The organism is Capnocytophaga sp. oral taxon 336 str. F0502 (genome assembly GCF_000411575.1).
Lineage (GTDB): Bacteria > Bacteroidota > Bacteroidia > Flavobacteriales > Flavobacteriaceae > Capnocytophaga > Capnocytophaga ochracea.
The window spans coordinates 565,917-578,925 of the sequence record NZ_KE150488.1; the positions used below are offsets into that span (position 1 = coordinate 565,917).

8 protein-coding genes are annotated in these 13,009 nt (G+C 42.2%); 6 read left to right on the top strand and 2 right to left on the bottom strand.

The annotated features are described in order from the left end of the window. Positions 1–8: 8 nt before the first annotated feature. Both nrfA and nrfH read right to left on the bottom strand, forming a co-directional pair. The gene (nrfA, locus tag HMPREF1528_RS02485; RefSeq protein WP_016478509.1) at positions 9–1,475 is read right to left on the bottom strand and encodes an ammonia-forming cytochrome c nitrite reductase; all 1,467 of its coding nucleotides are present in this window, start codon (positions 1,473–1,475) and stop codon (positions 9–11) included. Positions 1,476–1,503: 28 nt separating this feature from the next. After that, entirely contained in the window at positions 1,504–2,121 is a 618-nt protein-coding gene (gene nrfH, locus HMPREF1528_RS02490; protein WP_016478510.1) for a cytochrome c nitrite reductase small subunit, read from the bottom strand. 185 nt (positions 2,122–2,306) lie between these two features. Between nrfH and HMPREF1528_RS02495 the strand changes: the two genes are divergently transcribed. From HMPREF1528_RS02495 to HMPREF1528_RS02520, 6 genes are all read left to right on the top strand, one after another. Next, on the top strand, positions 2,307–3,704 hold the full coding sequence (locus HMPREF1528_RS02495) for an alginate export family protein (RefSeq protein WP_016478511.1): 1,398 nt from the start codon (positions 2,307–2,309) through the stop codon (positions 3,702–3,704). A gap of 719 nt (positions 3,705–4,423) precedes the next feature. Then, positions 4,424–7,435 (top strand): SusC/RagA family TonB-linked outer membrane protein, encoded by a 3,012-nt coding sequence (locus tag HMPREF1528_RS02500; RefSeq protein ID WP_034567772.1) that lies wholly within the window; start codon positions 4,424–4,426, stop codon positions 7,433–7,435. Between the two features lie 9 nt (positions 7,436–7,444). Further along, positions 7,445–8,980, top strand: a complete 1,536-nt coding sequence (locus tag HMPREF1528_RS02505) for a RagB/SusD family nutrient uptake outer membrane protein (protein WP_016478513.1) — start codon at positions 7,445–7,447, stop codon at positions 8,978–8,980. Between the two features lie 71 nt (positions 8,981–9,051). After that, a complete protein-coding gene (locus tag HMPREF1528_RS02510) occupies positions 9,052–9,888 on the top strand; it encodes a LamG domain-containing protein (RefSeq protein WP_016478514.1) in 837 nt (278 codons plus the stop codon). Beyond that, a complete protein-coding gene (locus tag HMPREF1528_RS02515; protein WP_016478515.1) occupies positions 9,878–10,651 on the top strand; it encodes a prolyl oligopeptidase family serine peptidase in 774 nt (257 codons plus the stop codon). Before HMPREF1528_RS02510 ends, HMPREF1528_RS02515 begins: the two co-directional genes overlap by 11 nt. Before the next feature lie 727 nt (positions 10,652–11,378). After that, positions 11,379–12,761 (top strand): glucoamylase family protein, encoded by a 1,383-nt coding sequence (locus tag HMPREF1528_RS02520; RefSeq protein ID WP_016478516.1) that lies wholly within the window; start codon positions 11,379–11,381, stop codon positions 12,759–12,761. Positions 12,762–13,009 lie beyond the last annotated feature (248 nt).

Sequence of the window (13,009 nt, forward strand, 5' to 3'; positions counted from 1 at the left end):
TCGTTAAATTACTTTTGGGTTACTAAGCGTCCTTTTTCTTTAGCTTCTTTAATCCATTTAGGAACGATAGTTTCTAAGAATCTTTTCTTAGCAGCTTCTTCTTTAGGGATATCCAAACCAATTTCTTTTTGGGCTTTAGCTTTAGTGCTGATATCAGGCATTACGAAAGCTGTTTTGATGTTTAGTTTTTCTTTAAGCACATCTAAATTATTTTCAGCTTGATAAGCATAGATAAGACCATCGCTAAGGAGGCGTTCAGATTCGATAGGAGCGTGGAAAGCGGCACCGTGCGAAGAGTGTACCATATCCCAACGCCATTGTGATTTGCGGATAAGTGCCAAAGTAGGTTTCATTTGTTCTTCAGTAGCGCCGTTATCCCACAAGAATTTAGCTTTGAAGTGTACTTTTGCTAATTGTTTTTCGAGTTTCATACGCATACCATATACAGCATCTTGGCGATCGTATACGTTTTTCACCAATTCTTCTTCACTTTGGCGGTGACAAGTTTGGCAGCTTGCTGATACGTTACGCAAAGGGCTACTGATTTGGTGATCGGTGAATTTCACAGCACCATCAGTTTTGTAAGGCATATGGCAATCGGCACAAGAAACGCCGCGTTGTCCGTGGATACCGAGTTGAGAAAGTTCATAGTCAGGGTGTTGTGCTTTAAGGATAGGGGCACGGCTAAGTGGGTGTACATAGTCAGTCCAACCTTCTGCATCGTAGTACTCTTCCATCTTTTCAATAGTCATACCTTTATCCCAAGGGAAAGTAAGATATTTTTTATCACCTTTGAAGTAGTACTCTACGTGGCATTGCGCACAGACGAGAGAACGCATCTCTTGATGAGTAGCTTTATTGATATCGCGACCTTGACGTTTGAAGGCTTCTTGTAAAGCCAATTGACTTACTTGCAATTTCATAGTTTTAGTATCGTGGCAAGTAGCGCAACCGATAGGGTTTACGATTTGGCTACCCCATTGATCCCAAGGAGCGCTGTAATAAGTTTCAGCACCTACTTCTTTGATTAAGCGAGGCACATCAGGGCTTTTACAAGTCCAGCAAGTACCTGGTTGGGGAGAGTGAGTTGAATCAGTAGGAGCGCCTGTACGAAGAATTTTAGTAACGTCTTCAATAGCGTGCATGTGTCCGCGTGGAGCGTTGTATCCCTTAGAGAAAGAATAACCAGCCCAAAGGATTACCATTTCTGGACGTAGCTCAAGCAGATCATCATCGTTACTACTCATATACTTAGAGCGGAAAGTAGTGTCGGCAGTAGCTGCCCACGAAGCGTATTCACGAGGATAGAACGGTTCGTAAAGCTCATTGCGGCATTCACCTTCTTTAAGGTTATTACCACCTTTAGCTATTAACTGAGCTTCTGTTGATCTGTTCATTATCGAATTAGCCAATAGACCTAATAAGAAGGTAACTATTGCTAATAAACCTGCAATTAACCAATGTTTCTTTTTCATCGCTGTATAAATTATATTTCGTTTTTTTTTAATTATTTGATTTTTCTCTGTTTTTCACCATTTTGTCAAGCCAATCGGGAGTGTTGTTCGGCATATTGTCCACAATAGGCACAGGCGAATGAGGAGCAGCATTAAGCCCTCTCACACGGCTGTGAGGTACTTCGCGGTGGCAGTCCCAGCACAATTTACCGTTATCAGCGTGTGCCATTTTAGCAGTCACCTTGCCCGCTTGCACTTCACTTACCAAAGTACTATGGCAACGAATACAATTTTCTTGTACCACTCTTTGCCCTGGAGAATGCATCTTAATCACTTGTGGTTCCATACGGAAGGTGAACATCGTGGCGTGACGCAGACCGTCGTTCGCTTTAAAATAATATTTGCGAAAAACGTTGTCGTGAGGCACGTGACAATCGTTACACACGGTATTGCGACCGTGCGAAGAGTGCATCCACGTAGCGTACTCAGGCTCCATAATATGGCAGTTCACACACGCCTTAGGGTCGTCAGACAGATAGGAATGCGCTTTGGATATATAAAAAATATACCCACAAAGCCCTATCAGTATCCCTACTAACGAGGGAATTAAGAAACGAAACCATCGTCCTTTTTTAGTAGATGGGGTGTTGTTATCTGTTGTCGCCATTATATAAAAAATATTTTTTTCGTTGCTTTTCGTTGCAAATGTAAAATGTTTCCTTACATTTGCAAAAGAAAATAAAGATATATCCTTATTTTATTGTTATTCTAAATAAGAAACCTTGCTCTTATGTCTTATTTTCAGCATTTTAACCTATTTTAAACGTAAAACATTTTAAAAACACTATACCAATGAAAAAACATTTATTATCATTTTTTGCTTTGGGTACCGCTTTCGTTTTGTACCCCTCTTTAGCAACTGCGCAGGTAGAAAATCCTCCTGCCCCTAATGAAGGTGTTCCTCCTCCTCAACCTCCTATGGGAGAGATGATGACACCTCCTCCTCCGCCACCTGCCGATAACGAGTTCACGCTATCAGCACAAATTCGTCCGCGTTTTGAGTACCGCAATGGGGCATATCGCCCTTTAGTAGAAGGAGAATCGCCTGCTATCCTCACCAACAACCGCGTGCGTTTAAACTTCGACTATAAGCATAGCGACCGTCTACATTTGTACGTTTCTCTCCAAAACGTGAACGTTTGGGGGCAAGCGCAACAAATACAAGCCGTCGATAAAACAGGCGGTATGTCAGTTTTCGAGGCTTACGCCGAATTCCCTCTTGTGAATACCCTTAGCGCAAAAGTAGGTAGACAAGTGATTGCGTTGGACGACGACCGTATTTTCGGCTCTCTCGATTGGCACCCTGCCGGACGTAGCCACGATGCAGTGAACCTCAATTGGACACCTTCTGAAAAGTGGACACTTCGCGGTTTCTTTGCTTATAACCAATCGGGAAGTACCACGACCCCTACGCTAAATGTAAATACTCCCAGCGGACAGAATTTTACTCCAGGATTGGGTCAGGATTATCAACACTTGCAAGCCCTTCACGCACACTACAACATCAGTGAAGCACACCAATTGTCGCTCTTGTTTGCTAACTTAGGTTACCGTACTAATGATAGTGCTGACCAAAATATGCAAACTTTCGGTGCGCACTACACTGGCAAAAGTAACCAGTTGACCTATGGAGCTTCTGCTTATATGCAAACCGGTAAAAATGCTACAGGAGCCGATAAAAGCGCTTATATGTTTGCAGTGAACGCAGGCTACAAGTTCTCTCCTATCTTTGGCTTAACCGCTGGTGTAGACTACCTCAGTGGCAACGCCTCTGATGACACTTCGGGTAAGGATAAGGTATTTAATCCATTCAGCGGTACCAACCACAAGTTCTACGGCTTTATGGATTATTACTATGTAGGTTTCACTCCTTCTGTAGGTTTGCTCAATCCTTATCTCACTGCCAATGTGCGCACTGGCGAAAAGAGCAACCTCAGCGCTACTTATCACTTCTTTGCACCCGCTGCTAAGTTCGAAACTGATAAGAAACATAGTAGTCTCGGTAGTGAAATCGACTTGGTGTACAACTTAAAAGTACAACCTTTTATAGGGTTACAAGTAGGTTACTCTACTTATTTTGCTAACGATGGCACTAAAGCCCTCAAAGGTACTGCTAACCAACGCGGGTACCAAGACTGGTTCTGGTGTAGCCTAAACATCAATCCTAAATTGTTCTCTGCGATATTTTAATTGTATTGAACTATAATAAAAAGAGGTAAGAATTGCCATAGCATTCTTACCTCTTCTTTTTTGCTATATTGTTCACTACATCTCTCTCCTACCTTCGCTTTACTTTTTACCTTTCCGTCGCTACATTCCCCTATTACCTCCGTCATTCGTTATTCGTTCCTCGTCATTCGTTCTCTTTTCCGTCATATCCCCCCTATTGCCTATGGCCTAAGTCCTAGTGCCTCTTCCTCTTTCTTTCGCCTCGAAACCCTGTTTTTACCATTTTTATACTCGCTGTATTATACTATGAGTCAACTACTTATACACTCTTCCTATACCAATCGTCCAAGATTCGTATAAGCTTCCTATAAGCTCTCTATAAGCTAACCCCACCCTCCTTACAGCCTTTTTTCATCAAAAGACCCCTTAGTCTCCTTCTGAAAATTTCCGTTTCCTTCCGAAAATCCTAACCAGTCCAATTTGTCTGACAAGCCAGACCTGTCAAAAACCTTTTTTATCACTACCCATTTTCTAATTCTCTCATTTTCTAATTCCCTCAATTTTTTATTCTTTTTTACTCTCAGAAATATCTAACAATCAAAATATTGCATTTTCTTGTAGTACTTTTGACGTAGTACGTCATTTCGTTAATTTTTCATTGTAGTAGTTTTGACGTAGCTCTTTTTTTGGAGACAAAAGAAACTTTTAGCAATTTTGCGGTGAAAAAAAATCAACAACATATGGAAATAAAGAAAATATTGTTTTTCTTCCTGATGTTTTCTCTAACCGTTACCCTGCACGCTCAGCAAATTACCGTACAAGGTACCGTTTATGAAGAAGGGACTAAAAACCCCATTCCAGGAGCAAACGTAATTGTAAAGGGTACTACCCAGGGTACTTCTACCGACTTCGAAGGGCACTATACACTTCCCAATGTGCCCTCCAATGCCGTCTTAGAAGTCAGCTTCGTAGGTATGCAGACCCAAAATGTAAAAGTAGCAGGACGCTCCCGCATTAATGTTACTTTAAGAGAAAATACCCAAGAGCTCAAAGAAGTAGTAGTGATTGGGTATGGGGCAGCTCAGAAACGAGACCTTACAGGTTCTATTGTCAGTCTTAAAACCGATGAATTTGCTGACCGTCCGTCTACCAACCCCTTAGCCTCTATCCAAGGGAAGGTAGCTGGGGTGCAAATCGTCAATACAGGGCGTGCAGGACAAGACCCCGAAATTCGTATCCGCGGTACAAACTCTATCAACGGCTATACACCTCTGTACGTAGTCGATGGGCTCTTTACCGATAATATCAACTACCTCAACCCGCAGGATATCGAGTCTATGGAAATCCTCAAAGACCCTTCGTCCCTCGCAATCTTCGGGGTTCGTGGTGCCAATGGGGTGATTATCATTACTACCAAGAAAGCCAAAAAAGGACAAACCATCGTAAATATCAATTCTTCCGTAGGATTAAAAATCATCAACGACCGTGTTGCAATGACTGATGCCGAAGGCTTTAAAACTCTTTATGACGAAGAGTTAGCCAATAAAGGCGCCAATCCGTTTGATTATACCCATTGGCAAGCTAATACCGATTGGCAAGATGAAATCTTCCGCCGTGCGTGGGTGTCCAATCATAACGTGAGCGTAGCTAGCTCAGGCGAGAAGGGGCGCTTTTATATGGGGGCAGGCTATACCGATGAAGAAGGCTCTATCAAGCACGAAAAGCTCTCTAAACTCACCCTCAACCTCAGCAGCGATTACAACGTAACCGACTTTCTGCGCTTTGGTTTCCAAGCTAACGGCTCACGTATCCTCCCTGCCGACGGACGCGGTGTAGAAGCAGCGCTCAAAGCGGTTCCTATTGCCCCTGTGAAAGATGAAAATACAGGTTTGTTTTACGATATGCCTAACTTCCAAAATGCACAGGTATACAATCCTATGATACGTGTAGAAGAACAAGCTAATAATGCCAAAGCTTCTATTCACCGTTTAACAGGGAACATCTATGGAGAATTGAAGTTCTTGAAAGACTTTACTTTCAAAGCCACTTTCTCCGCCGATTATAACGTGCACGAAGAACGCAGATTCGACCCTCTTACCTATGTGTATAGTCCTTTAACTCGCGATAAAAAACACATAGGAGGACAGTATGAAACCCTTTCACAATCTAAGGCAACCACTTTGCGCACTCAGCAAGATTACATACTTTCATTTAAAAAGCAATGGGGAAAACACAACCTCAATGCAATGACAGGGCTTACTACTGATTATAAAGAATATTCTAAGTTAAATGGAGCGCGTAGTCAGCATATGGACGATATTATCTTTTCTCCTAACGGCAATACCGATAAATGGTGGCTTTCTTCTTTTGGAGCTAAGAATTCTTCTAATGGTTCTTCACAAAACAGACGTTTTACTATGTCTTACCTTCTTAGAGCTCTTTATAATTACGACAATCGTTATTTGCTCAACGCTTCTTATCGCCGTGATGGAGCTTCAGTATTTCATCGCTTGGGTAATACGTGGGACAACTTCTACTCCTTTGGGGCAGGTTGGGTACTCAGTGAAGAAGCCTTTATGAAAAAACAAAAAGTAGCAGATTATCTCAAACTAAAAGGTTCTTGGGGCGTCCTGGGTAACCAAAACACAGGCAATGACTACCCTCTTTACCCTAGATTAGTAAGTTCAAGTAGTGCTGTTTTTGGCGACCGTATTATTACAGGCTATGTACCTGCCTATTTAGTACAAAACTTAGGTTGGGAAAAGACCTATGCGTGGGAAGCCGGTGCCGAGTTTCGTTTCTTAGGTAATCGTCTCAGTGTAGAGTCTGTCTACTATCATAAGAAAACTAAAGACCTTATTGTAAATCTGCCTAGCCTTGCAGGTACACAAAACTCTTTGGAGAACCTCGGAGAGATAGAGAATAAAGGTTGGGAGATTTCAGCCTCTTGGCAAGACCAACTCAAAGAAAGCGGATTTAGTTATGGTGTAAGTGCCAATATTACCACTATTGATAACAAAGTGCTTTCATTAGGTCGTAATGCTGAGTATGCCGTTTATAGTGGTCCAAACGACGTAGCGCGTAGCTTGGAAGGTTATCCTATTGGTCATTTTTACGGCTACAGAGTGATTGGTGTATATCAAAATTATCAGGACATTGCCAATTCTCCAGTAAATTCTTTTGGAGCTAAACCTGGTGACCTTAAATTTGCCGATCTCAACGGTGATGGCGTGATAAACACCAAAGACCGTGAGATGATAGGTAACCCTACCCCAGACCTTACCTATGGTTTCAGTCTCAATCTCGGCTACAAAGGCTTCGACCTTTCAGCAGAGTTTATGGGAGCTTATGGCAACGAAATTTATCGCGGTTGGGGCGAAAGTGGTTATGCGACTCTTAACTACCAAGCACACCGCTTGAACCGTTGGCACGGCGAAGGTACTTCTAACTGGGAGCCTATTGTAGATAACAGTCGCCCCATCAATCGTATGAACTCTTCATACTATATAGAAGATGGTAGCTTTTTCCGCTTGCGCAATGTGCAGTTAGGCTATAGCTTGCCACAAGACGTATTACAACGTCTAAGAGTACAGAAATTGCGCTTCTATGCCAATATGCAAAACCTTAAAACTTGGCATAAAAACACAGGCTATGTTCCTGAAATAGGAGGTAGTGCCTTATCTTTTGGTATCGATACGGGTACCTACCCTATGCCAATGATTATTACTTACGGTGTAAATATCACTTTTTAATTAACAATTATGAAAAAGAAAATAAACCATATTATAGCAATAGGATTAATGGTAACAAGTGTTGCCCTCTTCACCCATTGCAACAAGTTCGACCAAGAGCCTCAAGGCGAATGGTATGAAGGAGAACAAAAAGGAGCAGCTGGTACTTATGAAGCCGAAGTATTCGGGATGTATGGTAAAATACGAGCTTCTTCTATCACGTCAGGATTGCCAGCTTTGGCGGTACACAGCTTCCGCAGTGAAGATGCCGAAAAAGGCTCTAACGCAGGAGACTCAGCTGATTCTAAGAATGTAGACGAATTCAATTACGTAGCTACCAATGCTCTTGTATCACTGTATTACGACGGAAACTATGAATTGATTTTCGCAGCCAATACCGTAATTGATAAGATTAATAATGCCAATCAAGCCTCTTTGGCAGAAACAGATAAAGTTAACAGAGGAGAAGCTCATTTCTTCCGTGCTTATGCTTTTTTCAATTTGGTGCGCGCCTTTGGTGAAGTACCTCTTATTAACTTCTCGGTGAAAAGTAGAGATGAAGCCAATAAACCAAAAGCATCACTAGAAAACATTTACGCACAAATTGATGCTGACCTCGCTATTGCCGAGCGCGATTTACCGCGTATGTGGCCTACGATGTTTGTAGGACGCCTTACTTGGGGAGCTGCTCGCGCCCTGCACGCTCGCACCTATATGATGCGTAGTAATTGGCAAGAAATGTATACCGCTTCTGTGGATGTAATTAACTCAGGATTGTATAATCTAAGTGCCGATTACAATAAGATTTTCCGTGAGACAGGCGAGAATGGACCCGGTTCTATTTTTGAATTGCAATGCACTTTTGATAAGGCATACGGAGCAGAACAAGTAGGAAGTACTTTTGCCCAAGTACAAGGAGTACGCGGTTCTGGACAATGGGATTTCGGTTGGGGTTTCAACTGTCCTACTCAATACTTAGCTGATGCTTTTGAAGCAGGTGACCCTCGCAAAGATGAAACCTTGCTTTATTTTGCTAAAAATATAGCAGAAGCTAACGCTATGCAGCCTAATACACCCTATGGCGAAAAGCCTATCGCTAATAATGATGTAGTGAATAAGTATTACAACAAGAAAGTATATACTGATCCTGCTTTGCGTCGCACCAATAGCAAGTTTGGTTATTGGTTCAATATTCGCCTTATTCGTTATTCCGATGTACTCTTAATGGCTGCCGAAGCAGCTAATGAGCTTGGCAACAGCGCCGAAGCCCTTACCTACTTGGAACAAGTGCGCGCCCGTGCAAGACGAACTAGTAGCACCCCTGTGCTTCCTGCTGTTACTACCACCAATCAAAGTGATTTGCGTAAGGCTATTCGTCACGAGCGCCGTGTAGAACTGGGTATGGAGTTTGACCGCTTTTATGACTTAGTACGTTGGGATATAGATGTAGAAACTCTTCATAATGCAGGAAAAGCCTCTTATCAAGTAAAACATCGTTTGTTTCCTTTACCACAAACACAGATAGACCGTTCTAATGGAGTACTCGTTCAAAACCCTAATTATTAATTGAGATAACAGGTCTAAACTTAGCCAAAGTTTCAAACTTCGGCTAAGTTGAAAATCTAAAATTTACTACAATGAAAAAATATGTATTATATATCAGTTTTATGGTGAGTCTGACAGCCCTTACCAGCTGTTTCCAAGACTTAGACCAAGACCCTGCGTTTGATTATCCAAAGCAACCTCCTATCTTAGACTATGTAAAGCCTAAATTAGCTTTTACTTTTGAAGATAATAGTGAGGATATGAGTGTGTATAAAGCAACTACTCAAGTAGTAGGAAATGCTTCTTATACACAAGGAAAAGTAAAGAAAGCTTATCAAGGAGCTGATAATAGCTATATACTTATCACGCCTCCTACTACTCCACTTAATGGTGGTAAATCGTTGCACGATGTATTGGGTAACTTAGGTAGTTTTTCTATCGCTTTTTGGATGAATGCCGAAAAACCTACTAAGGCAACAGGATTATTTTCTTTAACTAATAACAAAGGTTTTTGGAGTTATATAGACCTATTTATGGAGCCAGGTAATTCAACACAAACCAATGGACGTTTTAAACTGCATTTGAGCAACGGTACCAAAGATGGTTGGGTAGATAAGATAATCCCAGAAACATTAGGCAAATGGGTACATTTGGTCTTTCGTTATGATGCTACCACAGGTAAGTTTACTATTTTTCGGAATGGAGCAGAGGTACATTCGCAAGAGTTTAAGACTTTGGGAGGCATAGCGTGCCCCAACTTAGGTACTCTTGTAATAGGAACGCTTCCTTTTCAAACTACTCCTCCGCTCACCACTGGAGCTGGTGCACAAGGATGGGCAGGATTCTACAAAGGTCAGTTAGACCAGTTTTATTTCTTTAATGAACCTATTAATGATGTTCAGATAAAAACATTAGCAAGTGAAAAATAGATATTTAATAATTTTTATCATCTTTCTTTACAGCATCAGTATCAGTGCTCAGAATGAGGCGTATACCAAAGGCGTATATGTGGATAAGCAAAAGAACAGTATGCCTTATCGCTTTCTTCAACCTAAAAAAATGGAGAAAGGCAAGAAATACCCTTTGGTGCTCTTCTTGCACGGAGCTGGCGAAAGAGGGAACGATAATGAAAGTCAGTTGCGCAATGGGGGTACAGTGTTTAGCAATCCTGCAAACCGAGATAAATACCCTTGTTTTGTGCTCTTTCCGCAGTGCCCTGAGGGTGCCTACTGGTCGCTTGAAAAGCGTCCTGAAAAAGGTTACAAAAGCGGTAATCCTCTACCAAAGGACGCTCCTATTACCAGTCATTTGCGGTTGGTGAAGGAACTTTTAGACGAGACTTTGGCTACATATCCTATCGACCCTAAACGAGTGTACATTATGGGCATTTCGATGGGTGCGATTGCTACTTTGGATATGGTGTATCGCTTCCCCGATACGTTTGACAAAGCTGTTTCTATATGTGGGGCGACTAATATAGAGCGTATGCGTGAGTTCAAAGGGAAGACAAAATTCCGTTTCTATCACGGTGATATTGACGATGTGATACCGGTGACTTACTCGCGCGAAGCCTATGAGGCGTTGAAAAGCACTGGCAAGAAAGTAGAATACATAGAGTTCTACGGAGCTAATCACAACGCTTGGCACCCTGCTTTTAACACCAAAGACTTTTTAGAATGGAGTTTTAGGTAAGGGAAATGAGGTGCGAGCCACACAGGCAGTGTGAGCTACACGGGTAAAAACTTTGGCAAAGTGTATATCCTTAAAAGTGACATATATGAGCTATCGGAAGGAAACGGAAAAGTTCGGAAGAGAGTTAAGAGAGATTTTGGCGAAAAAAGGCTGTAAGGAGGGTGGGGTTAGCTTATAGAGAGCTTATAGGAAGCTTATACGAATCTTGGACGATTGGTATAGGAAGGGTATATAAGTTATTGACTCATAGTATAATACAGCGATGTAAAAAATGTTAAAAACGGGGTTTCGAGGCGAAAGAAAGAGGAATAGGTGATAGGCCTTAGGCCATAGGCACTAGGGGAAAACATCCCCCTAGCCCCCTTCAAAGGGGGAATGTGGCGACGGAAAATCAAAAGAAACCTCCTCCTAGCCCCTTCAATGAGGGGGAATGTGACGAGTCATTTATTTGGTAAGCCTCCGAACCCCCGAAAGGGGACAAGCTGTAAAAGGAGACAAACCTCCCCCTACTCACATACTCCGCTCTTGTGGGGTACATACCCAGCTGTCGCTGGATACCTTCAAAGGGGGAAATTAGTGATGGATAGGAGCACGAGCTACAAGCTTGCGCTAGCGGGGAGATAAGTAGCTGATGTTGCTAAATTGCACAGATTGCAATATAAATATAACTGTAAATCAGTATTAATATTATATTGAATTGATGTTAAAATAGAAAAATATACAAAATATGAAGCATTTCAAACAGATAAACAGAACATTTTTTGTGCTTCTTATTGCATTCTGCGCGTCGTGCAGTTGCAGTAAGGACAGTAAGAAAGGGGGTAATACGCCTACCCCTAAACCACCTGTTGAAAAGAACCGTCCAATGGAATTTGCTTCCGACGATGCTTTCTTGGATTATATTCAGCGTTCGCACCTCAACTATATGTGGGACGGAGCCGAACCTAACTCGGGGTTAGCCCCTGAGCGCAATCATATGGACGTGCCTTCCGATGATGCTCATATCATCACTACGGGGGGGTCGGGCTTTGGTATTGCAGGGCTATTGGTAGGGGTAGAACGCGGTTTTATCCCTCGTGCACAAGCAGTAGAGAGATTTACTAAAATCGTAACGTTCTTGGAGAAAGCCGACCGTTATCACGGTGTATGGTCGCATTGGATAGACGGGCGTACGGGTAAAACCAAACCTTTCGGACAAAAAGACAATGGGGGAGACCTTGTAGAAAGTGCTTTCTTGATGCAAGGATTGCTTTGTGTACGTCAGTATTTCAAAGATGGCAACGATACCGAAAAAGCCTTAGCCCAGCGCATTGATAAACTGTGGCGTGAAATGGAATGGGATTGGTACTTAAACGGACAAGATGTGCTCTATTGGCATTGGAGTCCTGATTATGCTTGGCAGATGAATTTTCCTCTGAAAGGTTATAACGAGTGCCTGATTACCTATATTTTGGCAGCTTCTTCGCCAACCCACACCATTCCTGCTTCGGCTTATCACAACGGTTGGGCACGCGGAGGAGCTATTAAAAGCACTCAAGTAACTTACAATTTGCCATTGATTCTCAAACACAACGGAGCAGAACAATACGGAGGTCCGCTATTTTGGGCACATTATTCGTACATAGGGTTGAACCCCAAAGGGCTCAGTGATGATTATGCCAATTATTGGGATTTGAATCGCAATCACACCCTTATCAACTACAAATATTGCCTAGAAAACCCCAAAGGTTATAAAGGTTATGGGGCGAACTGCTGGGGACTTACCGCCAGTTATTCAGTGAAAGGGTACTCAGCCCACAGCCCTAGTAACGATTTAGGGGTGATAGCACCTACCGCTGCACTTTCCAGTTTCCCTTATACGCCCCAAGAATCTATGGCTGCGCTCAAGCATTTCTATTACGATTTGGGCGATACTATTTGGGGTAAATACGGCTTTTACGACGCTTTCAGCCAGCAAGCGGTATGGTATCCTAAGCGTTATTTGGCTATCGACCAGCTCACTATTGCCCCGATGATAGAAAACCACCGCACGGGTCTCATTTGGAAACTGTTTATGAGTTGCCCCGAAGTACAACAAGGACTCAAAAAACTAAATTTTAAGGTGCAGTAAAAAAGATAAAAGGTAAAGCCCAGCATTATCTTATATCTAACCTAACCAGAAGTTTATTACTAACAGTGTTTTGAAAATTGGGTTTTAACAAAGGGCGATGTGTGAACATCGCCCTTTGTTTGATTAATGACTAAAAATAAAGAATACCAATTTTAATACAATAATACCAAAAATGCTAATAATACCAATTCAGAGACGAATGATGAGGGAGAAATATGCGAAAAGAGACTTTCATTGAAAATAGAGGA

Coding starts and splice junctions, on each gene's coding strand:
- nrfA (WP_016478509.1), bottom strand. CDS start 1,475: ATGAAAAAGAAACATTGGTTAATTGCAGGTTTATTAGCAATAGTTACC.
- nrfH (WP_016478510.1), bottom strand. CDS start 2,121: ATGGCGACAACAGATAACAACACCCCATCTACTAAAAAAGGACGATGG.
- HMPREF1528_RS02495 (WP_016478511.1), top strand. CDS start 2,307: ATGAAAAAACATTTATTATCATTTTTTGCTTTGGGTACCGCTTTCGTT.
- HMPREF1528_RS02500 (WP_034567772.1), top strand. CDS start 4,424: ATGGAAATAAAGAAAATATTGTTTTTCTTCCTGATGTTTTCTCTAACC.
- HMPREF1528_RS02505 (WP_016478513.1), top strand. CDS start 7,445: ATGAAAAAGAAAATAAACCATATTATAGCAATAGGATTAATGGTAACA.
- HMPREF1528_RS02510 (WP_016478514.1), top strand. CDS start 9,052: ATGAAAAAATATGTATTATATATCAGTTTTATGGTGAGTCTGACAGCC.
- HMPREF1528_RS02520 (WP_016478516.1), top strand. CDS start 11,379: ATGAAGCATTTCAAACAGATAAACAGAACATTTTTTGTGCTTCTTATT.